29 protein-coding genes are annotated in these 25,613 nt (G+C 51.6%); 17 read left to right on the top strand and 12 right to left on the bottom strand.

Annotated elements, in window-relative coordinates:
• Nucleotides 1-75: 75 nt before the first annotated feature.
• From lexA to CWI69_RS07590, 6 genes are all read left to right on the top strand, one after another.
• Complete coding sequence (gene lexA, locus CWI69_RS07615) at nucleotides 76-696, top strand: transcriptional repressor LexA (RefSeq protein ID WP_126763440.1); 621 nt, start codon at nucleotides 76-78, stop codon at nucleotides 694-696.
• Complete coding sequence (locus tag CWI69_RS07610) at nucleotides 693-1,109, top strand: SOS-response cell division inhibitor (protein ID WP_126763438.1); 417 nt, start codon at nucleotides 693-695, stop codon at nucleotides 1,107-1,109. Before lexA ends, CWI69_RS07610 begins: the two co-directional genes overlap by 4 nt.
• Before the next feature lie 329 nt (nucleotides 1,110-1,438).
• Nucleotides 1,439-2,527: a cytochrome c oxidase subunit II gene (gene coxB, locus CWI69_RS07605; RefSeq protein ID WP_126763897.1), complete on the top strand. Its 1,089-nt coding sequence runs from the start codon at nucleotides 1,439-1,441 to the stop codon at nucleotides 2,525-2,527.
• A 13-nt stretch (nucleotides 2,528-2,540) separates the two neighbouring features.
• Nucleotides 2,541-4,151, top strand: coding sequence for a cytochrome c oxidase subunit I (gene ctaD / locus CWI69_RS07600; RefSeq protein ID WP_126763437.1), 1,611 nt, complete (start codon nucleotides 2,541-2,543; stop codon nucleotides 4,149-4,151).
• Between the two features lies 1 nt (nucleotide 4,152).
• A complete protein-coding gene (locus tag CWI69_RS07595; RefSeq protein ID WP_126763435.1) occupies nucleotides 4,153-4,731 on the top strand; it encodes a cytochrome c oxidase assembly protein in 579 nt (192 codons plus the stop codon).
• A gap of 11 nt (nucleotides 4,732-4,742) precedes the next feature.
• Nucleotides 4,743-5,624 (top strand): cytochrome c oxidase subunit 3, encoded by an 882-nt coding sequence (locus CWI69_RS07590; protein WP_126763433.1) that lies wholly within the window; start codon nucleotides 4,743-4,745, stop codon nucleotides 5,622-5,624.
• Between the two features lie 33 nt (nucleotides 5,625-5,657).
• On the opposite strand, the gene CWI69_RS07585 is transcribed toward CWI69_RS07590, so the two are convergent.
• Nucleotides 5,658-5,873, bottom strand: coding sequence for a DUF2909 domain-containing protein (locus CWI69_RS07585; RefSeq protein WP_198678921.1), 216 nt, complete (start codon nucleotides 5,871-5,873; stop codon nucleotides 5,658-5,660).
• A 27-nt stretch (nucleotides 5,874-5,900) separates the two neighbouring features.
• Between CWI69_RS07585 and CWI69_RS07580 the strand changes: the two genes are divergently transcribed.
• Genes CWI69_RS07580 through CWI69_RS07560 form a run of 5 tightly spaced genes read left to right on the top strand, consistent with a single transcriptional unit; the run spans nucleotide 5,901 to nucleotide 9,765 of the window.
• Nucleotides 5,901-6,620 carry an SURF1 family protein gene (locus CWI69_RS07580; protein ID WP_126763431.1) on the top strand — a complete coding sequence of 240 codons (720 nt, stop codon included), beginning with the start codon at nucleotides 5,901-5,903 and terminating at the stop codon, nucleotides 6,618-6,620.
• A gap of 2 nt (nucleotides 6,621-6,622) precedes the next feature.
• On the top strand, nucleotides 6,623-7,168 hold the full coding sequence (locus CWI69_RS07575) for a hypothetical protein (RefSeq protein ID WP_126763429.1): 546 nt from the start codon (nucleotides 6,623-6,625) through the stop codon (nucleotides 7,166-7,168).
• A gap of 3 nt (nucleotides 7,169-7,171) precedes the next feature.
• Nucleotides 7,172-8,155: a COX15/CtaA family protein gene (locus tag CWI69_RS07570; RefSeq protein WP_126763427.1), complete on the top strand. Its 984-nt coding sequence runs from the start codon at nucleotides 7,172-7,174 to the stop codon at nucleotides 8,153-8,155.
• Between the two features lie 37 nt (nucleotides 8,156-8,192).
• A complete protein-coding gene (cyoE, locus tag CWI69_RS07565; protein WP_126763426.1) occupies nucleotides 8,193-9,089 on the top strand; it encodes a heme o synthase in 897 nt (298 codons plus the stop codon).
• 49 nt (nucleotides 9,090-9,138) lie between these two features.
• Entirely contained in the window at nucleotides 9,139-9,765 is a 627-nt protein-coding gene (locus CWI69_RS07560; protein WP_126763424.1) for an SCO family protein, read from the top strand.
• Here CWI69_RS07560 and CWI69_RS07555 read toward each other — a convergent pair.
• On the bottom strand, nucleotides 9,762-10,856 hold the full coding sequence (locus CWI69_RS07555) for a polysaccharide deacetylase family protein (protein WP_157984254.1): 1,095 nt from the start codon (nucleotides 10,854-10,856) through the stop codon (nucleotides 9,762-9,764). The two genes, CWI69_RS07560 and CWI69_RS07555, sit on opposite strands and share 4 nt — an antisense overlap.
• On the opposite strand from CWI69_RS07555, the gene CWI69_RS07550 reads away from it, so the two are divergent.
• The gene (locus tag CWI69_RS07550; protein WP_126763420.1) at nucleotides 10,822-12,198 is read left to right on the top strand and encodes an MATE family efflux transporter; all 1,377 of its coding nucleotides are present in this window, start codon (nucleotides 10,822-10,824) and stop codon (nucleotides 12,196-12,198) included. The two genes, CWI69_RS07555 and CWI69_RS07550, sit on opposite strands and share 35 nt — an antisense overlap.
• On the opposite strand, the gene CWI69_RS07545 is transcribed toward CWI69_RS07550, so the two are convergent.
• Together CWI69_RS07545 and nfuA are read right to left on the bottom strand one after the other, a co-directional pair.
• On the bottom strand, nucleotides 12,191-13,591 hold the full coding sequence (locus CWI69_RS07545; RefSeq protein ID WP_126763418.1) for a DUF4397 domain-containing protein: 1,401 nt from the start codon (nucleotides 13,589-13,591) through the stop codon (nucleotides 12,191-12,193). The two genes, CWI69_RS07550 and CWI69_RS07545, sit on opposite strands and share 8 nt — an antisense overlap.
• 86 nt (nucleotides 13,592-13,677) lie before the next feature.
• Nucleotides 13,678-14,256, bottom strand: a complete 579-nt coding sequence (gene nfuA, locus CWI69_RS07540; RefSeq protein ID WP_126763416.1) for a Fe-S biogenesis protein NfuA — start codon at nucleotides 14,254-14,256, stop codon at nucleotides 13,678-13,680.
• Between the two features lie 144 nt (nucleotides 14,257-14,400).
• Here nfuA and CWI69_RS07535 point away from each other — a divergent pair, with 144 nt between their 5' ends.
• On the top strand, nucleotides 14,401-17,019 hold the full coding sequence (locus CWI69_RS07535; protein WP_126763414.1) for a M14 family zinc carboxypeptidase: 2,619 nt from the start codon (nucleotides 14,401-14,403) through the stop codon (nucleotides 17,017-17,019).
• 5 nt (nucleotides 17,020-17,024) lie between these two features.
• On the opposite strand, the gene CWI69_RS07530 is transcribed toward CWI69_RS07535, so the two are convergent.
• On the bottom strand, nucleotides 17,025-17,723 hold the full coding sequence (locus tag CWI69_RS07530; protein WP_126763413.1) for a ComF family protein: 699 nt from the start codon (nucleotides 17,721-17,723) through the stop codon (nucleotides 17,025-17,027).
• 32 nt (nucleotides 17,724-17,755) lie between these two features.
• On the opposite strand from CWI69_RS07530, the gene bioH reads away from it, so the two are divergent.
• Nucleotides 17,756-18,538, top strand: coding sequence for a pimeloyl-ACP methyl ester esterase BioH (bioH, locus tag CWI69_RS07525; protein WP_126763412.1), 783 nt, complete (start codon nucleotides 17,756-17,758; stop codon nucleotides 18,536-18,538).
• On the opposite strand, the gene mutM is transcribed toward bioH, so the two are convergent.
• Nucleotides 18,535-19,350 (bottom strand): bifunctional DNA-formamidopyrimidine glycosylase/DNA-(apurinic or apyrimidinic site) lyase, encoded by an 816-nt coding sequence (gene mutM / locus CWI69_RS07520; protein ID WP_126763411.1) that lies wholly within the window; start codon nucleotides 19,348-19,350, stop codon nucleotides 18,535-18,537. The two genes, bioH and mutM, sit on opposite strands and share 4 nt — an antisense overlap.
• A gap of 109 nt (nucleotides 19,351-19,459) precedes the next feature.
• Between mutM and CWI69_RS07515 the strand changes: the two genes are divergently transcribed.
• On the top strand, nucleotides 19,460-20,116 hold the full coding sequence (locus CWI69_RS07515) for a 2OG-Fe(II) oxygenase (RefSeq protein ID WP_126763409.1): 657 nt from the start codon (nucleotides 19,460-19,462) through the stop codon (nucleotides 20,114-20,116).
• Nucleotides 20,117-20,165: 49 nt separating this feature from the next.
• Here the strand turns inward: CWI69_RS07515 and rpmG are convergent, their stop codons facing one another.
• The 3 genes from rpmG to radC all read right to left on the bottom strand — a co-directional run bounded on the left by rpmG (nucleotide 20,166) and on the right by radC (nucleotide 21,406).
• Nucleotides 20,166-20,321, bottom strand: coding sequence for a 50S ribosomal protein L33 (gene rpmG / locus CWI69_RS07510; protein ID WP_126763407.1), 156 nt, complete (start codon nucleotides 20,319-20,321; stop codon nucleotides 20,166-20,168).
• A gap of 11 nt (nucleotides 20,322-20,332) precedes the next feature.
• Entirely contained in the window at nucleotides 20,333-20,569 is a 237-nt protein-coding gene (gene rpmB, locus CWI69_RS07505) for a 50S ribosomal protein L28 (protein WP_126763405.1), read from the bottom strand.
• 159 nt (nucleotides 20,570-20,728) lie between these two features.
• Entirely contained in the window at nucleotides 20,729-21,406 is a 678-nt protein-coding gene (gene radC / locus CWI69_RS07500; RefSeq protein ID WP_126763403.1) for a RadC family protein, read from the bottom strand.
• Nucleotides 21,407-21,584: 178 nt separating this feature from the next.
• On the opposite strand from radC, the gene coaBC reads away from it, so the two are divergent.
• Nucleotides 21,585-22,826 (top strand): bifunctional phosphopantothenoylcysteine decarboxylase/phosphopantothenate--cysteine ligase CoaBC, encoded by a 1,242-nt coding sequence (gene coaBC / locus CWI69_RS07495; RefSeq protein ID WP_126763401.1) that lies wholly within the window; start codon nucleotides 21,585-21,587, stop codon nucleotides 22,824-22,826.
• 83 nt (nucleotides 22,827-22,909) lie between these two features.
• Nucleotides 22,910-23,494, top strand: a complete 585-nt coding sequence (slmA, locus tag CWI69_RS07490; RefSeq protein ID WP_126763399.1) for a nucleoid occlusion factor SlmA — start codon at nucleotides 22,910-22,912, stop codon at nucleotides 23,492-23,494.
• Here the strand turns inward: slmA and gpsA are convergent.
• From gpsA to CWI69_RS07475, 3 genes are read right to left on the bottom strand one after another with little or no spacing between them, the layout of a single operon-like run.
• Nucleotides 23,486-24,487: an NAD(P)H-dependent glycerol-3-phosphate dehydrogenase gene (gpsA, locus tag CWI69_RS07485; RefSeq protein WP_126763397.1), complete on the bottom strand. Its 1,002-nt coding sequence runs from the start codon at nucleotides 24,485-24,487 to the stop codon at nucleotides 23,486-23,488. The genes slmA and gpsA overlap by 9 nt on opposite strands.
• Before the next feature lie 22 nt (nucleotides 24,488-24,509).
• Entirely contained in the window at nucleotides 24,510-25,016 is a 507-nt protein-coding gene (gene secB, locus CWI69_RS07480; RefSeq protein WP_126763395.1) for a protein-export chaperone SecB, read from the bottom strand.
• A 35-nt stretch (nucleotides 25,017-25,051) separates the two neighbouring features.
• Entirely contained in the window at nucleotides 25,052-25,480 is a 429-nt protein-coding gene (locus CWI69_RS07475) for a rhodanese-like domain-containing protein (protein ID WP_126763393.1), read from the bottom strand.
• Between the last annotated feature and the right edge of the window lie 133 nt (nucleotides 25,481-25,613).

Here is a 25,613-nt window from a genome sequence, read left to right as displayed (position 1 = left end):
TTGCACAAAAAAGTTGCGATCTGAAAACACCTGTATATACTCACAGTACTACTGTATAGATAAACAGGTATAAAGATGCGACCGTTAACGCCCAGACAACAAGAAATTCTCGACCTGATTAAAGATACGATCGAAGCAACAGGTATGCCGCCAACGCGTGCTGAAATTGCAACCCGCCTGGGTTTCCGTTCAGCGAATTCCGCGGAAGAGCATTTGAAAGCCCTTGCCAAAAAAGGCGTGATTGAAATGCTGCCTGGTATGTCGCGCGGTTTACGTTTAATCGGTGTTAACGATGAGGATATTCCTGAGGGCCTGCCATTGATTGGTCAAGTCGCTGCGGGTGAACCTATCCTCGCGCAGCAGCATATTGAAAGCCATTACCAGGTCGATCAGAACCTGTTTCGCCCACACGCAGACTTTCTTCTTCGCGTGAATGGCATGAGTATGAAAAATATTGGAATTTTGGATGGCGACATGCTCGCTGTGCATAAAACACATGAAGCGCGCAATGGCCAGATCATTGTCGCACGTGTTGAAGATGACGTAACAGTTAAGCGTTTCGAACGAAAAGGGAATTTGATTCTACTGCATCCAGAAAATGAAGAATTTTCACCTATCCAAGTCGACCTGACACACCAGTACTTCACCATTGAAGGCTTAGCGGTCGGCGTGATTCGAAATGGAGCCTGGCTATGAGATACAACTACCCCCATGCAAGTCGTGAACTTGCCATAGATACGCTGGCCTTTAATGATACCAGCAGCTTATCAAACGAAGACTTTGCCGGCCTGATGCCGCGTATTCAGTCGCTCGCATTACGCACCAAGCAATGGGTAACCGTTATTGGCGGCAGCCGGGAGGCTATCCAACAGCTGGTGAACGCTGGTGTCAGCCGTTCGCGAATTCGCTGGGTGGCTGGCCGTGATGCCGATCAACGCGAGTGGGCCACTGAACAAGCCTTACTTGCCGGCACCAGCAGTGTTGTCCTGAGTTTTCTGGGTGATTTTTCCTCGCCACGGGTGGCTCAGCGCTTGAAAATGGCAACCAAAGTTAGTCAGACCCACAGCTTCATTTTCCACAAACAACCTTCGCAATCCCCACTCCACTAATTGTGAAGGTTTCCCTGCAAGGCTGCTTCGGCAGCCTTTTTTTTGGCAATAATCCAAAAATTCTTAACTTTGGCGGTGGCTTTTTCGTCTACTCATGGTATTTTGTTCCAGCAGCTTACTGCTAACACATTAAATAAAAATAACTATTGATACATAACAACAAAGGGTTAGTAGGGAAAGCGATTTTTCTCCAAAGAAATGCTGTTCCTTTTTCTGCTCGCCTCGTTGTTCTTCAGGCTCGCACTTCGGTGTATTCGCGGCTTTGACCGCGTCGGAAGAATGAGAGGAGATGTCGCGTGAGTATTAAACTCATCACCGCGCTTACAGCTATGAGTCCCATAGCTGTGCAAGCGCAATCGCAGTTCAACCTGACTCAGGGCGTTACTGATATTAGCCAACGCGTGTACGATCTTCACATGACGATATTTTATATCTGTTGTGTGATTGGCGTTATCGTATTTGGCGCAATGTTCTGGTCTATGATTCGTCACCGTAAATCTAAAGGCCGGAAACCTGCTACTTTTCACGAGAGCGTCAAGGTTGAAATAGCCTGGACTGTGGTTCCGTTTTTGATCCTGATTGGTATGGCTATTCCGGCCACATCAACCTTAATTGCGATGGAAGACAGTTCCGAAGCCGACGTTACGATTCTGGTAACGGGCTCACAATGGAAATGGCACTACAAGTATTTCGAGAATGATGTCGAATTCTTTAGTTTGCTTGCCACTCAGCGCCAACAAATCGAAAACAAGCTTGAGAAAGGCGAAAATTACTTACTTGAAGTTGATCGCCCCTTGGTTATTCCTACCGATCGCAAAGTGCGGTTCCTCATCACCTCTGATGACGTTATTCACTCCTGGTGGGTACCAGATTTTGCAGTGAAGAAAGATGCTAACCCAGGCTTTATCAACGAATCCTGGACTCAGGTCAATGAGCCTGGCATCTATCGTGGCCAGTGTGCTGAACTTTGTGGTAAAGACCACGGTTTTATGCCCGTCGTTGTTATCGCCAAAGAGCCTGCTGAATACGATGCGTGGATTGCTGAGCAAGAAGCCGCCCAACGTCAGGCCAAAGAAGAAGAGCAACGCTTACTGGCAATGTCTATGGATATGGACGAGCTGATGGATCTTGGCGAACAGGTTTATCTCGGTAACTGTGCAGCATGTCACCAGGGTAACGGTGAAGGTGTTCCTGGTGTGTTCCCGGCATTGAAGGGCTCACCTATGGCACTTAACGATATGGAAGCTCACATCGATATCGTTGTTAACGGTAAGTCTGGCACCTCGATGCAGGCTTTTGGTAATCAGTTGAGCTTGCGCGAACTGGCGGCAGTTATTACTTACGAGCGTAATGCCTGGGGTAACGATACCGGCGAAACCGTACAAGCCTCTGATGTTAACGAATTCATGAACCAATAAGGGAGACCTGACTATGAGCACAGTTGTTGGCGAGATGGATCAGCACGACGATCATCACCACCATGCGCCGTCGGGTTTGACCCGTTGGCTATTCACCACGAACCACAAAGACATCGGCTCGATGTATCTGTGGTTCAGTTTCATTATGTTCCTGGTTGGCGGTTCAATGGCGATGGTTATTCGCGCTGAATTATTCCAACCCGGGCTACAACTTGTAGATCCACACTTCTTTAACCAGATGACCACGGTCCATGGCCTTATCATGGTCTTCGGTGCCGTTATGCCGGCATTTACTGGCTTAGCGAACTGGATGATTCCGATGATGATTGGTGCGCCAGATATGGCGCTGCCGCGGATGAATAACTGGAGTTTCTGGATTCTGCCGTTTGCGTTCGCCATTCTGTTAGCTTCTTTGTTTATGGAAGGCGGCGGTCCGGCATTTGGCTGGACCTTCTACGCACCGCTATCGACCACATATAGTAGTGATTCCACAGCATTGTTTGTGTTTTCAGTACATATTATGGGTATTTCGTCGATCATGGGTGCAATCAACGTGATCGTCACCATCATGAACATGCGTGCGCCTGGCATGACCTACATGAAAATGCCGCTGTTCGTATGGTCCTGGTTTATCACTGCATTCCTGTTAATTGCGGTTATGCCGGTACTCGCCGGCGCGGTAACCATGGTATTGACAGATAAGTACTTCGGTACCAGCTTCTTCGATGCCGCAGGAGGTGGTGACCCAGTCATGTTCCAGCACATTTTCTGGTTCTTTGGGCACCCCGAAGTGTACATTATGATCTTGCCGTCCTTCGGCATTGTCTCAGCGATCATTCCGGCGTTTGCGCGCAAGCCATTGTTCGGCTACGCCTCGATGGTGTATGCCACCGCAGCAATTGCCGGACTGTCATTCCTGGTCTGGGCACATCACATGTTCACCACCGGTATGCCAGTCTTCGCTGAACTCTTCTTTATGTACTGCACCATGCTGATATCGGTACCGACCGGCGTCAAAGTCTTTAACTGGGTCGCTACCATGTGGCGTGGCTCGATTACCTTTGAAACGCCAATGCTGTTCGCTCTGGCCTTCGTGATTCTCTTCACCATAGGTGGTTTCTCAGGCCTGATGCTGGCTATCACGCCGGTGGACTTCCAGTATCACGATACTTACTTCGTGGTTGCTCACTTCCACTATGTTTTGGTAAGTGGCGCGATATTCTCCATTATGGCTGCAGCCTACTACTGGCTCCCCAAATGGACCGGTCACATGTACGACGAAGGTTTGGCCAAGCTGCATTTCTGGGCCTCGTTGATTTCTGTCAACGTACTATTTTTCCCAATGCACTTTGCCGGACTGGCGGGAATGCCACGCCGTATCCCGGACTATTCGTTGCAGTTTGCCGATATTAACCAAATCGTAAGTATCGGTGGCTTCGCTTTCGGTTTATCACAGCTGATCTTCCTCTGGGTCGTAATCAAATGTGTGAAAGGTGGCGAAAAAGCCCCCGCGAAACCGTGGGAAGGTGCGGACGGATTGGAGTGGACAGTACCGTCACCAGCTCCGTATCACACCTTCGATACTCCGCCTAAAGGCTTCGATAAGCCGCCTGAGGTGAAGTAACATGAGCGCACAACAAGGAAAACCAGACAATACCCGGATCATCCGTCGACTGCTGTTGACGGTGATCGGCATGTTTGCCTTCGGTTTTGCCTTGGTGCCACTGTACGACGTGTTCTGTGATATTACTGGTTTTAATGGCCGCTTTACCGATGGGCAAGCGGCTGCGAACACCAAAGCAGTGGATACCAGTCGAACCGTAAACGTGCAATTTATTACGCGTGTGAATCAAGGAATGCCATGGGGTTTTGAGCCAGAGGTTCGTTCAGTGCGAATTCATCCTGGCGAAACCAAAGTGGTTAATTTTCTGGCGAACAATCCCACCGGCAGCGATATGGTGGCACAAGCCATTCCTTCCGTGGCGCCAGGCGAAGCTTCACTGTACTTGAATAAAGTCGAATGCTTCTGTTTTAACCAGCAGCCACTGGCGGCGGGTACGAAAACGGCAATGCCGATGCAGTTCTATCTCGACCCCGAAATTCCTGATCATATTCACACGGTTACCCTGTCATACACCATGTACGATATGACAGAGAACGCTACACCTGATGCGCTGGCTGCTTTCGTACAGCCGGCGAACTGAGGATTTTTGCAATGGCAGAACAAAAACACGAAAAATACTATGTGCCAGCATCAAGTCCATGGCCTATTGTTGGTGCCATAGGTCTGGGCCTAATCGCCTTTGGTGCCGGACACACCGTCATCGACATGAGCAACGACACTGACGGCTGGGGCGTGAATGTGCTCCTGGCTGGCATTATCGTTATCTTAGTCATGCTGGTTGGCTGGTTTCGCGATCAGATCAATGAGTCGATGTCAGGCCTTTATAGCAAGCAATTAGGCGCATCTTACCGCCAGGGCATGGCATGGTTCATCTTTTCGGAAATCATGTTCTTTGCGGCTTTCTTCGGCGCATTGTTTTACGCCCGGGTAATTGCAGTGGAATGGCTTGGTGGTAGCAGCAACAACGCCATGACCAACGAAGTACTCTGGCCCGGCTTTGAGGCAATCTGGCCGCTAACCCTAACCCCGGGAGGTACCGAGTCTGGTGCTATGGGATGGTTAGGGCTACCACTGTACAACACCTTAATTCTGATCACCTCGTCCTTCACCTGTCATTTCGCTCACGTCGGCCTTGAGAAAGGCAAACGGAAGCAGCTGACAGTGTGGCTTGGTATCACTATTGTGCTGGGTCTCATCTTCCTGTACCTGCAAGGCGCGGAATACGTGCATGCTTATCAGGACCTTGGTTTAACCCTGGACTCTGGTATTTACGGTAATACCTTCTACATGTTGACCGGGTTTCATGGTATGCACGTTACCTTAGGTACCATCATGCTGATCGTGATGTTCCTGCGGGTATTGAAAGGACATTTCACTCCGGAAAGTCACTTCGCGTTTCAGGCCACCAGCTGGTACTGGCACTTTGTTGACGTAGTTTGGGTGTGCTTGTTTATCTTTGTTTATATTCTTTAACCCGAGTGTCCCTGTGGTCGTACTAAGCCTTGCTTAGTACGGCCGCGGATTTGGCTCCAGCACGCCACTAGCCAATAGCAATATAATAATCAAAATAGCTAACGCCGAAGCACCAACCCGGCGGCCAAGAAAACGTGTCATCGGTGGTTTGGTCGGATCATTGCGTAACATTGCCATCAAGGCGCGCATAAGATTAAAGACCATAAATAACATGAGTAGTACCAGGATGATTTTTGCAACAATGACCATATCAAACTCCTATTTGGGTGAAAGCTGATGCGCGTTGGCACCACATTAGCAACACTTCTAACTGTGCTAGCAATTGCCTTTTTGGTCAAGTTAGGATTCTGGCAACTTGATCGCGCTGCAGAAAAAGAAACGTTGTTCGATGATTTCGCCGTGGCGCAAACACAAGCCGCCCAGGACAGCTTCCAACCACTGCCACAAAACCCCGCGACCAATGCACGTTTCACGCCCGTAAAAGTAACCGGCACTTTTGTTGACTCCTACTTGCTACTTGATAACCAAGTTCATCAAGGCAAGGTCGGTTATCATGTTATTGGCTTGCTTGATGCTAACAACCGCAGTGAGCTGGTACCCGTTAATCTGGGTTGGGTGCCGGTAGGCCCTGATCGTCGCGAACTCCCCGCCCTGGAACTTCCTGAAGCTGAACAAGAGGTTATTGGTTGGCTTTACCACCCTGCCGAAGACGCCTTTACGCTGGCTGATCAGATTGTCGAGCCAGGCAGCTCACCATGGCGTGTTCAGCAGCTTGATTTCGAGGCGATTAGCACCGCTCTGGATCTTCCCATTGCTAACTATCTAGTGCTACTCTCAGAGGCTGCGAATTACGGTTGGCCACGCCAATGGCAGCCTCAGGTAATGACTCCGGAAAAACATCAGGCGTATGCACTGCAATGGTTTTCGCTGGCACTAGCCTGTTTAATTGTGTTCTTTTTCGCTCGACGTTCCATAACGAAAACAAAAAAGGAATGAGCATGACCTCTGTAAAAAAATCTCGTGCCACCTTGATTGGCGTGGTTCTTGCTTTTGCACTGCCAGTGATTGGTGCAAAATTTGTGCTCGACCAGAGCTGGTATCAGGGCGCAGCCACCAATAAAGGCACCATGATAGTGCCGCCTATTGAGCTCAGTGACGAGTTACAGGCTCGTCTGCCGGAAGGCTGGCGCGTTGGCTTAGTCGCAGATAACAACTGTGGCGCACCATGCCAGCAAGGTTTGTATGCCATGAATCAACTTGACGTGGCGCTCGGCAAAGAAAGCAGTCGCGTGAAACCCATCGTTTTTAGCCGCCAGCAACTTGATTTCGATTTAGCCCAGACACCGCTGGTAAAGGCCATTATTGACCCAGAGTTTCCGGCAGCATTTGCCGATCTACCGCCGCATCGGCTGTTTATTATCGACCCCCTTGGTAACGTGATGCTGCATTACGATACCTACGGTAATGAAGAAGAGATGCGAGCAGAGGCTAAAAACCTTCTATCCGATTTACGCACATTATTGAAACTTTCACGAATTGGGTGATTTATGCGTACTCTGGTTAATTTAAGTTTAGTTCTAACCCTTGTCGTGATTGTGCTGGGGGCCTATACCCGGCTGACTGACGCTGGTTTAGGCTGTCCTGACTGGCCGGGCTGTTATGGCCATCTCAGTGTGCCAATGGATGCTGACAAAGCAGCGGCGGCACAAGCTCTATTCCCAGATGCGCCACTGGAACACCACAAAGCCTGGAACGAGATGATCCACAGGTACGCGGCAGGCACCCTGGGTATCTTTATTCTGGTGATTGCAATCACTGCTGTAGTGCGGGTGCGCAAACATGCGGAAACGCCGGTTAAGCTACCTGTGTTACTGCTCGGGCTGGTTATCTTTCAGGCTGCGTTAGGCATGTGGACAGTGACACTAAACCTGCAACCCCTTATCGTCATGGGCCACTTATTAGGCGGCTTCTCGACCCTGGCCCTGTTGTACTTGCTACGGTTACGGCTGCAACGCATACACCTGCCGATGGGCGACCCGAAGGTCCGCAGCTTGTCCAGTTTTGCGCTGTTCGCGCTACTGGTGGTGATCGGCCAGATCGCGCTTGGTGGCTGGGTTGCGGCCAACTATGCCGCACTTGCCTGCACCGACTTACCCATTTGCGAAGGTGATTGGCTAAACCAGCTCGATGTTGCCGGCGCATTCTCGGTTCCTGAAGCTGTGACCTATCAGTATGGTGCTCATGATTACGCTGAACGTATGACCATGCATGTCGCTCATCGTATCGGCGCCATTCTAACCCTAATAGTAGTAGGCATCTTGCTCCTGCGGGGGTATCGTATGGCACAATCAGCAGTGATTCGCACTAGCCTGACCTGGGTCAGCCTGATGCTGGTGCTGCAGATTTTACTGGGCCTCAGCAATGTCCTGTTTATGCTGCCGCTCGGTGTTGCAGTAGCGCATAATCTGGTAGGTGCGTTATTACTACTAAGTTTGGTAGATTTAAACTATAAACTCGTGCGCCACGCCTAAAATAATAAAAAACGCGTACGAAAAGGAAGTAAGTTGTATGACAGAGATAACCTACAAAAGGCATGCCCATTGGCGTGACTATCTGGAACTGACCAAGCCACGCGTGGTATTGCTACTTTTGCTTACTGCACTCGTCGGCATCTGTTTGGCGAGTCCAACCTGGGTCGGCTGGCACGTGGTGATACCGGCTATGATCGGTATTGGTCTGATGTCTGGGTCGGCTGCTGCGGTCAATCACCTGGTTGACCGTCACATCGATGCTCAGATGGCACGCACGCTGCGTCGTCCGTTACCTTCGGGCGTACTGTCGCCGCGGCATGTTCTGACCTTCGCAACTATCGTTGGAGCGCTCGGTTTTGCCGTGCTGGCACTATGGGTCAATATGCTCACCGCCTGGCTTACGCTAGCCAGTCTGGTTGGTTATGCCATCGTTTACACCATGTATCTGAAGCGTGCGACGCCACAGAATATTGTCATTGGTGGCCTCGCCGGAGCTGCTCCGCCGCTGCTCGGTTGGACCGCTGTTACCAACGAGATCCACCCTCATGCGATTTTGTTGGTGATGATTGTTTTCACCTGGACGCCACCACATTTTTGGGCGCTGGCGGTACACCGCGCGAAAGATTACGCCAAAGCCAACATACCCATGTTGCCGGTGACCCACGGCATTGAGTTCACCAAAACCTGTATTTTGCTGTACACGATTTTGCTCGCGATTATTTGCCTGCTTCCTTATATTGTTGGTATGTCAGGGGTTATTTATCTGGTCGGTTCAAGCATCTTGAGCATTTGGTTTTTAGGCTACGCCTGGAAACTCAAATTTGCGGCCACGAAGCATACCGCTTACCGGATGTTCAGCTTTTCGATCTGGCAACTGATGGCATTGTTTGTGCTATTGTTAGTAGATCATTATGTTGTAACACCAGCGCTTTAAGTGCTTTAAGTTAGAGCAGGAAAACAAGGATGCGAGGTTCCAGAAAACTATGCAGAAATTAATATTCAGTGTCGTCGCTATAATAGCCGTAGTTGCTGGTGTGGTGATCTTTAACAGTTTACCGCAGCCTAAGCCGCAAGCTCTGGTGTACAATCCGCCGCGGCAAATGGAACCCTTTATTCTAGAGGCACACAATGGCGGGCCGGTGACGAATGCCGATTTAACCGGGCAGTGGACCTTCCTCTTTACCGGCTACACGTCGTGTCCCGATATTTGTCCTACGACTATGGCAGATTTCAAGAAGATACTGCCGCAACTGGCGTCCGTCGCCGACCGGCCGGTTAAAGTTTGGATGATTAGCGTTGACCCGCAACGTGATACTCTCCAACGGCTGGCAGATTACACCACCTATTTTGGTACGGAATTCATGGGTGTCCGGGCTGAACACAAAGACCTGTACCCGTTTGTAAACGGCTTAGGTCTGATGTATTCAATCCCCGATGAGGGCGAAGTCGACTATCTCGTGAACCACAGTTCAGCGATAGTGCTGGTGAATCCGCAAGGTGAGCGTCATGCTATTTTCAAATCAAGTCAGACGCCCGGCAAACTGCCAACCGTCGATATGCAGCAAATGCTCGAAGATTTCCAGCTTATTACCCAGCAGTACCACGATTAATCCGGCCAGCGCCCCTGCTCATTGGGGCGCACTAACGGCACTGAATACCAATAAAAGCGACCCTTCGCCGACTGACTCGGTACCGTGCAGTTGACCCGTGAACGACCTATGGGTGGCTGTTGTAGTTCCAGATTAACTTGCCAGTGCTCACCATCGTCGGTCGCGTCAAGCTTGCGCCACTCAGGCGTCAGCCGATCGCCCTGATAAAAACAATTCAGCCCGGTAATTGAAAAGTCACCTGTGTTGCGCACCTCAATTTCAACTTCAACGGTCTCGCTTTCGTGGGCAATTACCATTCCAACCGGCGCCGTAGTGGTAGCAGGCAGTGGTAAGCTTAATAATTTTGTGACCAAAGTAGCCAGATCCGCATACTGGGCTGAGGCCGGGAACCGTGGTATCTCCGTCAGTGGAGTGTCCGGTCCCCATGGCCCTGAATGCTGGCCAAAAGCAATGAAATCATGTTCTGCCAACAATTCTGATAGTTGTGCGTTGTATTCGCCATAAGGGTAAGCAAACTGTCTGGGTTGCTCGCCGGTTAGGGCTTTATCCAGCCGCTGTTGGGCATTTAAAATATCGAACTTTTGACGCTCGAGCCATTCTTGCTTGGTCTCCCCATGCTCGCGCCAGGTCATGTGCGCGTGACTGTTGGAATGGTTCGCGATGGTCGCACCATAGTTTTCCAACTCTGCCAATTGCTCCCAGTCCATATAGAGCCGCGGCGTCTCTTCCATTAGCTTCGGGTTTACAAATATGGTGAAAGGAAAACCAAAATCTTTAAAAATGTCCCGACCATTGTCATAGACGTTGCGCCAGCCATCATCAAACGTGATCGCCACCAATTTGTCTGGCACCGGCTCAGAACTTGCCAGCAGTTGCTTAGCCTCAGCCAAAGACACCACCTTGAAGCCGTTATCTGCTAAGAACTGAAAATGAGCTTCCAGTTCATCGGCTGTCACTGAGGTCACCCGCGGTGTATCATCTCCGACATGATGGTATTGCAGTATCACCACACCATGCTGAGCAGCATGGCCCTCGGAGGGGCTGAAAGGGAAACACATGAGCCAAATCACGCCTAAAAGCAAACAACGCATTCTTGATCTCCAAAGTTTTTGGGGGTCGTGGCCAGCGCATCGGAAAATTTTTGCGATTGCTCTGCCGATGATTATTTCTAATATCGCTGCGCCACTGCTAGGTCTTGTTGATACCGCCATAATAGGCCATCTGCCCGATGCAATCTACCTGAGTGCGGTGGCGCTGGGAGCAATGGTTGTAAGTTTTATTTTCTTGCTGGCGATTTTTCTGAGGATGACCACCACCGGTGAAATTGCCCGTGCGTTCGGACGCGAAGCCCCCGAGGAGCAACGGCAAGTCAGTTTACATGCACTCACTTTTGCGGTGGTGCTGGGCATAATTCTCTTCTTAATGACGCCATTCCTGCTCGACCTGGCATGGTGGCTGATTACACCAAGTACAGACCTGCAAACCTATGCAACTTCATACATAGAGATTCGTATGTGGGCGGCGCCGGCAGCGCTTGTCAATCTGGTTGTACTGGGCGTGTTATTAGGACGCCAGCAAAGTCGGCGCGCCATGGTGCTGGTGATTTTCACCAACGCTGTGAATGTTATCGCCGACATCATCCTGATCATCGGCCTGGATATGAACGTGGCCGGGGCTGCGTGGGCCTCGGTAACCGCTGAGGTGAGCACTGCCGTACTGGGGCTGTATCTGATTCGCAATGTGCTCCATCTGCGTCGCTCCTGGGAACTGCAGCGCCGCTATTTCTCGCGCTTTTTCGGCATGAACCGCGATGTCTTTCTGCGTTCGTTACTACTGCAACTTTGTATGGCGACAATGACCGGCTACGCAGCACGGTTTGGCGACATTTACGTCGCAGTCAATGCGGTACTAATGCAGTTTCTGATGCTGATTTCACTCGGGCTTGACGGTATCGCTTATGCGGTCGAGGCGCTTGCCGGCGCTGCTGTTGGCCGCAAGCGACGGGATGAGGTCCAGTACTGGCTGCGCTTAACGCTACTGTGGTCAATAATTTTTTCGCTGGCCTACAGCCTGCTGTTCTGGCTTGCCGGAGACGCGGTGGTGCGCTTACTGACCGATCTGCCAGCAGTGATTAGCACCGCGCAGAACTACCTGCCGTGGATTTACGTTTTACCTTTGCTGGGCCACTGGAGCTACTATTTTGATGGCGTGTTTATTGGTCTGGGTTACACCCGTGCCATGCGCGACACTATGGCAGTGAGCGCCCTGCTGGTGTTTGTACCGCTTTGGCAACTCGCCGTGGTGTGGTTCAGTAATGAAAATGCCAACCACGGACTGTGGTTGGCATTGAGTGCGTTCCTACTTGCTCGCGGTGTTAGCCAATGGCTGTACTTACGCTATTGGGCTAAACCTTTTGCCGCGGAAACTACATAGCAGGAGCAAGATCATCCAGCAGAATCAGCTGTGGCGGCAAGCCACCACCGGTCGCATCAACTGCCGCCGCAGTGTAAATGCCACCGCCCTCAAGGCTTAGATTCACTGGACCAATTGCTGCCGTGGTGGTGCCCGTCGCAGTCACAGTTACCACATAATCACCTGGTGGCAGCGACACATAGCCGGTCGAAACCAGCCCCTCTGCATTAAATGGAACATCAGCAAACGCCGGTGTCGCACCTGAGAGGTCTTCGCTGGCGGTGACATAAATATCGACGTTACCGGCACTCGGTGAAGCATGGACTAACTGGATCTGTGCTTCTGTCGCGATCCTCCGTTGCATGTCGCTGACTGCGGCCAAAGTCAATGAGCCATCACCCAGTGCGCCGACCGCATAAATACTAAGCTGGTCACTGGTTGCTAACGACAAGGGCACATCGTCGAGAACCACCGGCGTGCCACCTGCAGCGGCGACATCAATTAAATAGTCTGCGGCAGGTAGGTTAATAAAGTCGGTCGCTTGTAAAAATGCCAGATCCTGAATGGCTGGCTCGGCAGCGTTATTGACCGTGACATCGACGGCAGGAGCATCGGCACTGGCGTGAATGACGCGAATGTCAGCTCCCGCGTTCACATCTGGCACCAGTACAGCACCTTCGCCATCAGCGACCTGCAACATGACCGGTGCAGCACCCGTCATGGTATTGGTCACCGCAGCGACAACTAAATCAGCGCCATCGGCCAGCGTCAACGTACCGCTATCGTAGACTACAGTCGCGGGTTCACCAGCTAAGGTGATACGCACCTGATAGTCTCCAGCCGGCACTTCAACCTGACCGGAATTATCGGTAAACGACAGTGTGGTCAGGGCAGATTCCGCACTCAGTTCGGCATCGGGAGCGGTTACATAGACATCAACAGGAGGTGCATCAGGTGCTGCATGCACTACTTCTACACGGACGTTACCTTCGGTTACTGCAGAGAAATCGTTCGCAAAAATGAGCGGTGCGATGCTCTCGTCCCCCACTTTACCAACGGCAAAGATCTCGTACCGCATGTCTCCGGATAACTCTACATCAGCAGGGCCTATGACCGTCGCGGTCGATTCGTCAGCAAGAATTCCGTCAACCTGAACACTGTAGGTTGCCTCTTCAAGCTCAATCACACCTGACGATGCGCCAAACGGAACGGCTTCAAGAGCTATATCGCCATCAAGCAATACGTTTACGTCGGGTGCATCAGCAACACTGTGATGCACACGCACGTAAGTCGAAGCAGGAGGGGGTGGTGGAGGTGGCTCGACAATTGGAGCCGGTTCGTTACTGTCACTGCCACACGCGGCTAGCATTAGCACTGCGAGAGCAGGTATACTGTACTTAGTGATCCCATTCATGGTTTGTTCCTCGTTGTGATATACGCAAATACCATTACGCTGGAACAAAATGTTTGGGATCACTCCTTCCGGATTAGCACCACTTCCTAGTAGTACGAATGCTCGCCTGCCTGATGTTCAGTCGCATCTTTTACGCCCTTGAGCTCATCAGGGAAACGCTGCAGAAGTTCTTTTTCAATGCCTTCCTTCAGTGTCACATCAACCATACTGCAACCATTGCAACCGCCACCGAATTGTAAAATGGCAATACCATCGTCGGTAATTTGATTAATCGCAACATTGCCGCCGTGGCTAGCCAGTTGTGGATTGATTTCGGCCTGAATCATGTATTCGACACGTTCAATTAACGGCGCATCATCTGCAACCTTACGTGCTTTCGCATTCGGAGCTTTTAGCGTGAGCTGTGAGCCCAGCTCCTGCTCTTCAAAGTCGATGACAGCATCTTGCAAAAACGGTGCGCTACCAGAATCTACCACCGCATCGAAGCCAGAAAAAGGCAAGGTTTCATCATCCGGTTCGACTGAATCAGGCGGACAGTACGACACGCCACACTCTGCACTCGGGGTACCCGGGTTCACCACAAACACACGGATATTGGTGTTATCCGGCTGCTCGGCAAGCAATTTGCGAAAATGCGCCTGAGCGCTTTCTGTAATACGAATCATGGGTTTACCACCTCACTGCTATACTTGAGTAATTTAGTAGGGTATATCTTATCGCAAAAATCGGTCATTGCATAGTAAGCAGCTTGGGGTTAGCCGGTTATTTTGCTAGCTTAAACTGATGTTTCATTGGCTTAGGAAGTTGTTATGCGTTATCTAAAGTTACTCGCTATTGCGCTACTCGTGTTTAGTACGAGCGCCATCAGCGCTACGTTGAAAGATTACCTCCCACAAGATGTGACCTACGACCCAAGTATTCCAACGCCAGAATCAGTGTTGGGCTACGAAGTGGGCGAATGGCACGTACGTCATGACCAGTTGGTCCGCTATATGGAAGTGCTCGCTGAGAAGAGTGATCGCTTCCAGTTAGAGTATGCCGGGCGCACCCACGAAGATCGCCCATTAGTTTTGGTCACCGTAACAACGCCAGAAAACCATCAGAATATTGATGCGCTGCGTGACGAACACCTCGCCGTAGCTGATCCAACCCGTGAAGGCGACCCGGAAACCGCTCCCCTGGTACTGTATATGGGTTATAGCATCCACGGTGATGAATCGAGTGGCAGCAACGCCGCCCTGCTCTACGCATATTACTTAGCAGCAGCACAAGGCGAAAAAATTGAAGCCGTATTACGTGATTCTATTATTTTGCTCGATCCCAGCCTTAACCCTGATGGCCTTGCGCGCTTTGCGCAGTGGGCGAACCAACACCGCAGCCAGAATTTAGTTGCTGACCCGCAGCACCGTGAACACGTGCAGGGCACCCCACGGGGTCGGGTCAATCATTACTGGTTTGATCTCAACCGCGACTGGTTGTTATTACAACACCCTGAATCACGCGCGCGAATTGCCAACTTCCAAAAATGGAAGCCGAATGTACTGACCGATTTCCACGAAATGGGTACCGACAGCACCTTCTTTTTCCAGCCAGGAATTCCGACCCGACGTAATCCGAATACCCCGGAAGAAAACGTAACACTTACTGCCAAGCTTGCTGAAGGTCATGCCGCAGCATTAGATGAGCAAGGCCGTCTGTATTTTACTGAAGAAGCTTTCGATGACTTTTACGTCGGTAAAGGTTCCACCTACCCGGATGTACAAGGCGCGATTGGTATTTTGTTCGAACAGGCATCAAGTCGTGGCCATGCGCAAGACTCGATTAACGGCGTAGTGAAGTTTCCATTTACTATCCAGAATCAGTTTACAACATCACTTACTACCATGTATGGCGCACACGCCAACAAAGCAGCGTTGCTGGATTACCAGCAGCGTTTCTTTGATAGCGCGTTAGAGGAAGCTGATGACGCTGACTTCCGTGGTTACCTGTTCGGCGACGAGACCGATCCAGCACGGCTTGAGGGTCTGCTTGAGCTTCTCGCACAACACGAAGTACAAGTTTATCCGTTGACCAGTGAAGTTAAAGAAAACAACGTCACTTTCAAGCCGGGTAGCAGCTATTACGTGCCACTAAATCAGCCGCAGTATCGTCTGATCCGCGCCATGTTCAGTACGCGGCAGGACTTCCGTGATAATACCTTCTACGATGTCTCAGGCTGGACGCTACCCTTAGCGTTTAATATGAACTTCACCCGCACTGACTCGCGTGTTCGTCATAGTGACACTGCCTGGCAGGCTCCCGCTGCGGCGCAATCTGAAGCTGCAATAACAGCTAATGCCTATGCTTATGGTTTCGACTGGCACAACTATTTCGCTCCGCGGGCGTTGCAGGAGTTACTGGAAGCAGACGTTTATGTCCGCCAGGCGGATCTGGACTTTACTGCTAAAGTAAGCGATGGCACCCACGCGTTTGATGCTGGTGCCGTGGTTATTACCCGTGCATACCAGGATAAGCCCTGGGCCGAAGTCCAGCAAATTGTGCAGGAAGTTACCGCTCGTAACGGTCTTAAGGTACATAGTATTACTACGGGTTTGACACCATCAGGCATCGATCTGGGTAGTCGCAACCTGCGTCCCGTCAAACCAGTAAGTGTCATGATGCTGGTCGGTGATGGCGCGAATATGTACGAAAATGGCGAAGCCTGGTATTACCTTGATCGTCACGTAGGTATCCCGTTGTCGATGATCGATACGGATCGGGTTAACCGGGTTGATTTGAGCCGTTACACGCACATCATCATGGTTGATGGCAGCTATAGTAATCTCAACGACACCAGCGTCTCGCGCCTGAAAGAATGGGTCCGTGACGGCGGTGTTATCATTGGCCAACAAGGTGGCGCCAAGTGGCTTTCCAAGAACGAAATCCTGGCAGCTAAGTTTGTTGAAGATGAGACGTTCGACGAGAAGTTTGACAGCTCAACGCTCAGCTACGATGACCGCGACAGCTACTACGGCAAACGTCGCGTTGCAGGCGCAATCTTTGGCGTTGATCTTGACTTAAGCCACCCACTGACGGTTGGCTACCCGCGCGAACAGTTACCGGTATTTAAAGATAGTCTGAATGCCATGACGGTTCCTGAATCGCCATTCATTACTGTAGCCCGCTATTTAGAAGAGCCGTTACTTAGTGGTTATGCCGCGAAAGAAAACCGCGAAGTCATCGCCGACAAGGCAGCTATCGTTGCCCATCGTTTAGGCGACGGCCGTGTGGTTGCATTCGCCGATGACGTTAACTTCCGCGCCTTCTTCTGGGGCAGCGCCAAGCTACTTAGCAATGCGATCTTTATGGCGCCAGCCATTGACGCTTTCGCCAGCGACGATAAAGACGCAGCTGCCGCCGCTGAGGAAGCTGAAGAAGCAGCACACTAAAACGACTAAAGTACTCCCGCCCGATGCGGTTCGGTGTAGCACAATGTCCACACATCGACCGCTTTCGCTCCCCGCCGTTGCAGTGCTGCAGCGGCGGCTGTTACTGAAGCCCCGGTTGTTAACACATCATCCACTATAGCTACGGTCAGCCCTTGCACTGAACGGGTACAATGCACTGCGCGTGACATTGCCTGCCAGCGTTGCTGCCGACTCAGCTGGTGCTGTTTACCTTCATCATGAAGCCGGCGTAAGAGCCCCGCGGCGAATGGTAGTTGTACCAGACCAGCCACCTCACGTGCCAGCAGAGCCGCCTGATTGTAGCCACGCTGACGCCAGCGCTTACGACTCATTGGCATGGCGACAATTAAATCTGGCCAGGCCTGCGGCTGCGACCGGTAACAAGCACAGACCTGAGCTGCCAGCAACGGCGCCAAAACCTTGGTCAATTCCGGACAGCGCTGAAACTTAAAACGCTTAACCAACTGCCGGCTTTCCGCTCCCCAGGCCAGGGCGGCGAACCAGTTACGGCCGTAGCTTCCTGCTTGTGCTGGCCCACGCCAGCGCAGTGAAGTGGGCGGCAACCGTGGTAAGTCAGCATAGCAGGCGCGACAGAAACCTTGCTGCTCAGTACTTGTCAGGGGCAGTAAACACAACCAGCAACAGCCTCCACCAAGCTTGGCAAGGAAAGATTGCAGGGGTACCATAAGCTCCTCCGTGAGCGGTAACAGGAATCAATATGGTAGCCAAGGTTTGGACAGACGTCAGTGGTAAGGGTGCGGATATTGTCGTACTCCATGGCTGGGGGCTGAACGGTGCAATCTGGACGCCCATTCAGGCGGAGTTAGCTGCACTCGGACGGCTTACCCGCGTGGATTTGCCAGGTTACGGCGAATCACCCTGGCCCGTCGCCGAGCCCATTAGCTTCGCCAGACTCTGTGAACTTACCCGCAGTGCTCTACCGGAACGTTGCCATCTGCTTGGCTGGTCGCTGGGCGGTCTGGTCGCGACCCAGATCGCATTAGATGAGCCGCAGCGGGTTCAGAGTTTAACCACAGTAGCCTCGTCACCCTATTTTCCGGCGCAAGAGCCAGACTGGCCGGGTATCGAACCCAGTATTCTCAGTCAGTTTGGCAAGCAGCTCAGTAAAGACTTCCGCCGTACCGTCGAGCGTTTTCTGGCGCTACAGTCACTTGGTAGTCCCCATGCAAAACAAGACGTAAAGGCAATTAAAGAATGGCTATTTAGCAAACCGATGGCCAGTGTTGAGGTCCTCGATGCCGGGCTCGACATGCTCGCTCAGGTGGATTTGCGCAATGACCTGAAACGTCTCACTATGCCGTTTTACCGCATTTACGGCCGGCTCGATGCCCTGGTGCCGAGCAGCGTGGTCGCCCGCGTCGATGAACTGGCGCCGGAGAGCCAACATTTTATCGCACCCCGCTGCAGCCACGCTCCCTTCATTAGTGATCCTGAAGCGTTTATGCAGGCCTGGCGGGAGTTCTTTATCAGCCTGCGTTAACGCTGACAGTTTTTGCAATAAACGGTGCTGCGTTGCCCCAGGCGGATTTCAGTAAGCTCGGTTTTACACACCATGCACTGTTTACCGCCGCGACCGTATACATTCAGGTGTTGTTTAAAGTAGCCGGGCTGACCGTCGGCCTGAGTAAAGTCCTGCAGCGTCGTACCGCCCTGCGCTATCGCAGCGATGAGGGTTTCCTTGATGATAGGTACCAGCCGCTGGTAACGGGCCAAACTAACCCGACCAGCAGCACGTTTGGGGTGAATACCAGCTTTAAACAGCGCCTCGTTGGCATAAATGTTACCAACCCCAACCACCACATGATTGTCCATAATAAAAGTCTTCACCGCTTGTTGCTTGCCCTGCGCTTTGGTGTGCAAGTAACTTGCAGTAAATGCCTCGGTAAGGGGTTCGGGACCAAGTTCTACCAACAACGGATGGGCAATCCCCGGATGTTCCCGGGAAAACAGCACACAGCCGAACCGTCGCGGATCGTTGAACCGCAGACACTGGCCATTACTGAGGACCAGATCGAAATGATCGTGCTTCACCACTAAGCTATCTGCAGGTACCACACGCAACTTGCCCGACATGCCAAGGTGGAGAATCAGGTAGCCTTTGTCCGTGTGAACAATTAGGTATTTGGCCCGCCGCTCGACTTCGTTGATACGAGCACCCGCCAGCTGCTCAACCGCGTCTGGGATCGGCCAGCGAAGGCGTCGATCGCGCACCACAACTGTGGCAATCTGCTCACCTTCCAGGTGGGGGGCTATCCCGAGACGGCTGACTTCAACTTCTGGTAACTCTGGCATTTGCTCGCTCTTCTCGTTAACTTAAGGTCTGACTCGCGTGTTTAGCGCTTGTTTTTAATCCGGGTGTCCACTATATTTCGCGCCGAAGCTACAGGAGAAATTTAGTCTCATGATCACCGCCGACCCCGCTCTTACGGTTGCCGATTTTGCTACGGAGTCGATCGCTATCGACCAGCTGGCTTCCCAAGGTTATGTGATTGTACCCAACTTTCTCGCCCGCGAACAATGCTTAGAACTTTACCATTACGCCCGGCAGCTTGATGCGCAGGCATGGCAACAGGCGGGCATTGGCCGTGCTGACAGCTATACCACCAACAGCGCAGTACGGCAGGACAAAATCCGCTGGTTACAGCCCGAATTACCGTACGAGAGCGCCTACCTGAAAATGATGGATCAGCTGCGTCTGGAACTGAACCGCGAGCTGTTTATGGGTCTGTTCGACTACGAATGTCATCTCGCCCATTATCCGCCGGGAGCTTTCTATCGGAAGCACCTCGACGCCTTTAAAGGTCGCAGCAACCGCATCCTCACTACGGTGTTTTACCTGAACCCGGATTGGCAGGAACAAGATGGTGGGCAACTGGTCATTTATGGTGAGCAAGGCGAAGTATTGGAGACGATATTACCTGAAGCAGGAAAACTGGTGGTGTTTCTCAGTGATGTTTTTGTCCATGAGGTACTTGCGGGCTTACGTGACCGCTTCAGTATCACCGGCTGGTATCGTTTGAATGCCAGTATCGGAGGCGTCATCGACCCGACCCGCTGACACAAAAAACCCGGCACTTGGCCGGGTTTTGAACATACTAGAACGAAGCTTACTTAATTTTAGCTTCTTTGAACATCACGTGTTTACGAACCACTGGATCGAATTTCTTGATTTCCATCTTTTCTGGCATGTTACGCTTGTTCTTATCGGTAGTGTAGAAATAACCAGTACCGGCAGAAGACACTAAACGAATCTTATCGCGCATAGTTTAATTCCTTACACTTTTTCGCCACGTGCGCGCAAATCTGCGAGCACTGAGTCGATACCGTTTTTATCAATAATACGCATACCTTTAGTGGTAATACGCAGCTTCACCCAACGCTTTTCTGATTCAACCCAGAAGCGGTGAGATTGTAGGTTTGGCAGGAAACGACGCTTGGTCGCGTTGCGCGCGTGTGAACGGTTGTTTCCGCTAACCGGACGCTTTCCTGTAACTTGACATACTCGTGACATCGTTTTTTACTCCAAAAATTGCTTCAAGCTCGCCTGTCGCCCATCGCGGCCTTGCCTTGATTCCGAGGGCGCATTTTATACAGTAATCTGGCCCGGTAATCAAGTGATCGACGCATTTTTTTGATCTTTTCTGATCGTCTTGATGGTCGCGCTACTCTACTACAATAGCCCGCGCTCGGCAAACGAAACCGGCTCCCCGCTCCCAATCACAAAGTGATCCAACAAGGCGACGTCGATCATTGTCAGGGCCTTTTTCAGGCGGTCCGTCACCCGTTGATCAGCATTGCTCGGTTCTGCCACGCCCGAGGGGTGATTATGCGCAAGGATCACCGCAGCCGCATTATGTTGCATCACCAGCTTAATGATTTCCCGTGGGTAAACCGGCGCCGCATTGATCGTGCCGTGAAAAAGTTCGACATACTTGAGTAAGCGATGCTGACTATCAAGCAGCAACACCACAAACACTTCGCGCTGTTGATGGCGTAATTGCGCGGTCAGGTAATCACGCACCATAGCAGGCTGAGTAAAACCTTCATCGCGGCGTAACTGCCAGGCTAAATAACGCCGCGAAATTTCCATAACGACTTGCAGTTGCATCACTCGTGCCGGCCCTAATCCTGGCTGTTGCAGCAGCTCCTGAGTCGGCGCTGCCAGCATACCGCCGATGCCCTCGAACGCCTGCAATAGCTCGCGGGCATAGGTCACCACATCTTTACCGCGCACACCAGTGCCTAACAGAATCGCCAGCAACTCAGCGTCACTTAACGCCGCCACTCCCATTTCGGTCATTTTCTCACGCGGACGTTCGTGTGCCGGCCAGGACTTGACTGTACTCATGGTTCCTCCTTGAACCTGTCATCGATCAGTAGGGTCGCTAAGCATACCAACGATGGGTAGGATAAATCTTCGCCGCTGCGGAAAACTTCGCCACTTGCACGTGAATTTACATCTTTAAAGTTCCGTAAAGACAACATCTCATGCTAGGCTAAGAGTCCTTGATTGGTGAGGACTTACTATGACGGAAACCCCTATCACATCGTTATCTGGTCGCCATGTTCTGGTAGCAGTCAGCGGCGGCATCGCCGCCTATAAAAGCCCGGATCTGGTGCGCCGCCTGCGTGATGTAGGTGCCATTGTGCGCGTGGTTATGACCAAAGGCGCACATGCTTTTATTACCCCGCTGACGCTACAAGCGGTTTCTGGCCATGCGGTACACGATGATCTTCTGGATCCATCAGCCGAAGCTGCGATGGGACATATTGAGCTGGCAAAATGGGCCGACGTGATCCTGATTGCGCCAGCGAGCGCGAATACCCTCGCCCGCCTTGCCCATGGTTTTGCGGACGATTTGCTAAGCACCTTATGTTTGGCCACCACTGCGCCAATCATGGTGGCTCCAGCAATGAACCAACAAATGTGGTCCGCAACCACGGTGCAACGCAACTTGCGTCAGCTTGAAGAGCTCGGCTTTCATATCCTTGAACCGGCGAGCGGAGCGCAAGCCTGCGGCGATGTCGGCGCCGGTCGCATGCCAGAGCCAATTGAGCTGCGTGATGCCGTGGTCGAGCTGTTAGCGCCCGCCAACGGCCTCTTAACCGGCAAGCACCTGGTGATCACTGCTGGGCCAACCCGCGAGCCGATTGATCCTGTGCGCTACCTAAGCAACCACAGCTCCGGGAAAATGGGCTACGCACTGGCAACTCAGGCCAAACGTCTGGGCGCTCAGGTCACCTTAGTTAGTGGGCCGACCCAATTAGCACCGCCCGCCGGGGTAAAAGTTATTAACGTCGAAAGTGCGCAGGAAATGCTGGCAGCAATTGAAAGCGTTATTGCTACTGCTGATGTTTTTATCGGCTGTGCCGCAGTTGCTGATTATCGCCTCGCGGAAGTTGCCGGGCAGAAAATCAAAAAACAGCAGGATTCAATGCAGCTACAGTTGGTCCGTAATCCAGATATTCTGGCCACCGTAGCCAGCCGCGTCAATCCGCCCCTCTGCGTCGGCTTTGCAGCCGAGACCCAAAATGTCGCCGGGTACGCTGAAGACAAGCTCAAGCGCAAGCGGCTGGCGCTAATTGCCGCAAATGATGTGAGTGATACCAGCATTGGCTTTAACAGCGACGACAATGCCATGACGTTATATTGGCACGATGCAGATGGCCAGCTATGCCAACGTGAATTGGCGCGGGCCGGAAAGGCTCAAATCGCCGAGGCTATTTTACGGCAGGTTCACTCATTCCTGGATACTACGTCCAGTTAAAAGTCGTAGCGCTGCGGCATTTTGAACAGTTAGAGTTTCTCCCGCAGTAGAACTGCGGGCTACATAAAGAGAGAAGATTACCGATGACCAGCAAGAAACCGAATCGCAAAGAGCAAATTCTTGGCACCCTTGCCGCGATGCTTGAAACCAGTCCCGGACAACGCATCACAACCAAGAACCTGGCCGCCGAACTGGGGGTCTCTGAGGCCGCCCTGTATCGCCATTTCCCGTCGAAAGCACGGATGTTTGAGGGCCTCATCGAATTTACCGAAGAAGCCGTTTTAACCCGCATTAATCAGGTCATGGAAGTTGAGAAGAACACTTTGGTGCGATGCGAAATGACACTGCGCGTGGTGCTGACCTTTGTTGAACGCAACCCAGGCATCACCCGGATTCTGACCGGCGATGCGCTTATGGGTGAACACGACCGGTTACGCTCGCGGGTGCAGAATTTATTTGCCAAAATTGAAGCCAATCTGAAACAGGCGCTGCGCGAACGTCGCTTACGCGAAAACGTTGCGACCCGCATTGATGAAGCGGTGCTGGCGAATTTGCTAATGGCTTATGCAGACGGGAAAATTGCGCAGTTTGTGCGCTCGGAGTTCAAACAAGCACCGACGAGTGAATTTGATACGCAATGGCAGACCATTGCCCATCAGTTACTCTGACGTTCGTGCCCGGCTCAGCAGGTTGATTGCCGCCTGCTGGGGCGTTGTGTCACCGTACAGGACATCGTAGATCTGTTCGCAAATTGGCATCTCAACGCCATTACGACGGGCTAGCAGCACGACTTCTTTGGTGTTGCGATAACCTTCAATTGCCTGGCCGATATCACGCATTGCCTGTTCGACAGTTTTTCCCTCACCTAATGCCAGACCAAATCTGCGATTGCGCGACTGATTGTCTGTACAGGTCAGGATCAAATCACCTAGCCCCGCCATACCAGTAAAGGTTTCCGGCTTAGCGCCGAGCTTTAATCCCAGCCGGGTTAGTTCAGCCAGGCCCCGGGTAATAAGTGCGGTGCGTGCATTGGCACCAAAACCGATACCATCGGCCATGCCAGCGCCGATAGCGATGACATTCTTCACCACGCCACCTAATTGCACGCCAATGAAGTCGTCATTGGTGTAAACCCGGAAACTACGATCACAATGCAACAGTTCTGATAACTCATGAACAAATTCGGGATCCGTCGACGACATTGAAATGGCAGTCGGTAGACCTTTCGCCATCTCCATGGCAAAAGTAGGCCCTGACAACACAGCTAATGCATGTTCCGAGCCCAGGATTTCTTCCGCTACCTCAAATAACAAACGACCTGAATCAGGCTCTAAGCCTTTAGTCGCCCACGCCACGCGCGCATCACTGCGAATGAGCGGTTTTATATCGCGAAGGACTTGCGCAAAACCACCGCTGGGCACCACCACCACTATATTGCGGGCGTCGGTCACGGCTTCGGCCAAATCACTGGTTACGGTCAGTGCATCAGGAAGGGGTATGCCTGGCAGATAGCGTTTGTTCTCACGCTGTTCAGCCATCTTTGAGGTTTGTTGCGCATCGCGACCCCATAAGCAAACTGGAGTGCCTTTGCGCGCAAAACAAAGTGCCAGGGCGGTTCCATAAGAACCAGCACCTAGCACTGTTACTTGAGTATCACGCATGAGTTGGCGTTATACTTCGTTTTTATGCGTCAGCTTCTTGCTGCGCAGCTTGCTGTTGTTGCTGCTGCATGTGCTGTGCAAAAACAGCATCAAAATTAACCGGTGCAAGGTTCAATTGTGGGAAAGTTGCACGGCTAACCAAGCTTGATAAACACTCGCGAGCATACGGGAACAGGATGTTCGGGCAGAAAGCACCCAACAATTGTGCACGCTGTGCTTCTTCGATTGAATCAGCAACAGTAAAGATACCTGCCTGATGAACTTCAGCCAAAAACGCTACGTCGTCACCTACTTTGTTCGTTGCAGTGATTTTCAGCACCACTTCATAGGTGTTGTCTTCCAGCTTGGTGTTTTTCACATTCAAGTCAAGATTCAACTCCGGCTTCCACTCCTGGCGGAAGATCTGTGGTGAATTTGGCGCTTCGAAAGACACGTCTTTAGTGAAGATACGCTGAATTGCGAAGGCTTGTTCTTGTGGTGCTTGTGCGTCGCCTTGAGCGGCGCCGTTTACTTGCTGTTCATCAGCCATGGTTATACTTCCTATTAATTATTTGATATTACGAATTATTTTTTAACGAGCGGAAAACTTGCACCCTGCCAGGCAGAGATTCCACCTTGTAATAAGGCAACGTTTTCATAGCCCGCTTTGGTCAGCTCTTGTGCCACTGATTTTGCGGTCATGCCGGTTGCACATACCACCACGATGGGGGCAGATTTATATTTCTCAAGTGCAGCCGTGTCATTTTTCCGGATCCGCTCAGCAGGCAAATTGATTGCGCCATGGATGTGTCCCTTGCGGAATTCGTCAATCGACCGCGTGTCAACAAATACGCCATCGTTACGGTTCACCTGCAACGTTGCTTCTTGCGGCGTCAGCGCTTTCACCTTCGAGGTGGCTGCCTGAAAATAAGAAACGATGATCGCGATTAGCAACACCACCCATAAGATACTCATCAAATAGTGGTCAGCTGCAAAGGCTAGGATTTGATCCATGATTGCTCACTACTCCTGCTGAAAAAATCAAGCACCAGAGTATACCTGCTGAAACGCCAGATACCAGTAAAATTTGGCGGCATTTCGACCGACAGCGGGTGCGTTGCGATGTAAAATCGCATAAACTAAAGAC

It is taken from the genome of Pseudidiomarina halophila (assembly GCF_003987215.1).
Classification (GTDB): domain Bacteria; phylum Pseudomonadota; class Gammaproteobacteria; order Enterobacterales; family Alteromonadaceae; genus Pseudidiomarina; species Pseudidiomarina halophila.
The sequence above is the reverse complement of the archived record's forward strand: the minus strand, read 5'-3'. Positions and strand labels throughout refer to the sequence as shown.

Excerpts from the sequence above, each read along its gene's own strand:
- CWI69_RS07555 (WP_157984254.1), bottom strand. The coding sequence starts at position 10,856 with ATGCGTTGTTTGCTTTTAGGCGTGATTTGGCTCATGTGTTTCCCTTTC.
- ctaD (WP_126763437.1), top strand. The coding sequence starts at position 2,541 with ATGAGCACAGTTGTTGGCGAGATGGATCAGCACGACGATCATCACCAC.
- CWI69_RS07575 (WP_126763429.1), top strand. The coding sequence starts at position 6,623 with ATGACCTCTGTAAAAAAATCTCGTGCCACCTTGATTGGCGTGGTTCTT.
- CWI69_RS07595 (WP_126763435.1), top strand. The coding sequence starts at position 4,153 with ATGAGCGCACAACAAGGAAAACCAGACAATACCCGGATCATCCGTCGA.
- CWI69_RS07515 (WP_126763409.1), top strand. The coding sequence starts at position 19,460 with ATGATCACCGCCGACCCCGCTCTTACGGTTGCCGATTTTGCTACGGAG.
- secB (WP_126763395.1), bottom strand. The coding sequence starts at position 25,016 with ATGGCTGATGAACAGCAAGTAAACGGCGCCGCTCAAGGCGACGCACAA.
- CWI69_RS07570 (WP_126763427.1), top strand. The coding sequence starts at position 7,172 with ATGCGTACTCTGGTTAATTTAAGTTTAGTTCTAACCCTTGTCGTGATT.
- slmA (WP_126763399.1), top strand. The coding sequence starts at position 22,910 with ATGACCAGCAAGAAACCGAATCGCAAAGAGCAAATTCTTGGCACCCTT.
- CWI69_RS07550 (WP_126763420.1), top strand. The coding sequence starts at position 10,822 with ATGAGCCAAATCACGCCTAAAAGCAAACAACGCATTCTTGATCTCCAA.
- CWI69_RS07585 (WP_198678921.1), bottom strand. The coding sequence starts at position 5,873 with ATGGTCATTGTTGCAAAAATCATCCTGGTACTACTCATGTTATTTATG.
- coxB (WP_126763897.1), top strand. The coding sequence starts at position 1,439 with ATGAGTCCCATAGCTGTGCAAGCGCAATCGCAGTTCAACCTGACTCAG.
- CWI69_RS07535 (WP_126763414.1), top strand. The coding sequence starts at position 14,401 with ATGCGTTATCTAAAGTTACTCGCTATTGCGCTACTCGTGTTTAGTACG.
- cyoE (WP_126763426.1), top strand. The coding sequence starts at position 8,193 with ATGACAGAGATAACCTACAAAAGGCATGCCCATTGGCGTGACTATCTG.
- coaBC (WP_126763401.1), top strand. The coding sequence starts at position 21,585 with ATGACGGAAACCCCTATCACATCGTTATCTGGTCGCCATGTTCTGGTA.
- bioH (WP_126763412.1), top strand. The coding sequence starts at position 17,756 with ATGGTAGCCAAGGTTTGGACAGACGTCAGTGGTAAGGGTGCGGATATT.
- lexA (WP_126763440.1), top strand. The coding sequence starts at position 76 with ATGCGACCGTTAACGCCCAGACAACAAGAAATTCTCGACCTGATTAAA.
- CWI69_RS07530 (WP_126763413.1), bottom strand. The coding sequence starts at position 17,723 with ATGGTACCCCTGCAATCTTTCCTTGCCAAGCTTGGTGGAGGCTGTTGC.
- nfuA (WP_126763416.1), bottom strand. The coding sequence starts at position 14,256 with ATGATTCGTATTACAGAAAGCGCTCAGGCGCATTTTCGCAAATTGCTT.
- CWI69_RS07560 (WP_126763424.1), top strand. The coding sequence starts at position 9,139 with ATGCAGAAATTAATATTCAGTGTCGTCGCTATAATAGCCGTAGTTGCT.
- CWI69_RS07590 (WP_126763433.1), top strand. The coding sequence starts at position 4,743 with ATGGCAGAACAAAAACACGAAAAATACTATGTGCCAGCATCAAGTCCA.
- rpmG (WP_126763407.1), bottom strand. The coding sequence starts at position 20,321 with ATGCGCGATAAGATTCGTTTAGTGTCTTCTGCCGGTACTGGTTATTTC.
- CWI69_RS07580 (WP_126763431.1), top strand. The coding sequence starts at position 5,901 with ATGCGCGTTGGCACCACATTAGCAACACTTCTAACTGTGCTAGCAATT.
- gpsA (WP_126763397.1), bottom strand. The coding sequence starts at position 24,487 with ATGCGTGATACTCAAGTAACAGTGCTAGGTGCTGGTTCTTATGGAACC.
- radC (WP_126763403.1), bottom strand. The coding sequence starts at position 21,406 with ATGAGTACAGTCAAGTCCTGGCCGGCACACGAACGTCCGCGTGAGAAA.
- CWI69_RS07545 (WP_126763418.1), bottom strand. The coding sequence starts at position 13,591 with ATGAATGGGATCACTAAGTACAGTATACCTGCTCTCGCAGTGCTAATG.
- mutM (WP_126763411.1), bottom strand. The coding sequence starts at position 19,350 with ATGCCAGAGTTACCAGAAGTTGAAGTCAGCCGTCTCGGGATAGCCCCC.
- CWI69_RS07475 (WP_126763393.1), bottom strand. The coding sequence starts at position 25,480 with ATGGATCAAATCCTAGCCTTTGCAGCTGACCACTATTTGATGAGTATC.
- rpmB (WP_126763405.1), bottom strand. The coding sequence starts at position 20,569 with ATGTCACGAGTATGTCAAGTTACAGGAAAGCGTCCGGTTAGCGGAAAC.
- CWI69_RS07610 (WP_126763438.1), top strand. The coding sequence starts at position 693 with ATGAGATACAACTACCCCCATGCAAGTCGTGAACTTGCCATAGATACG.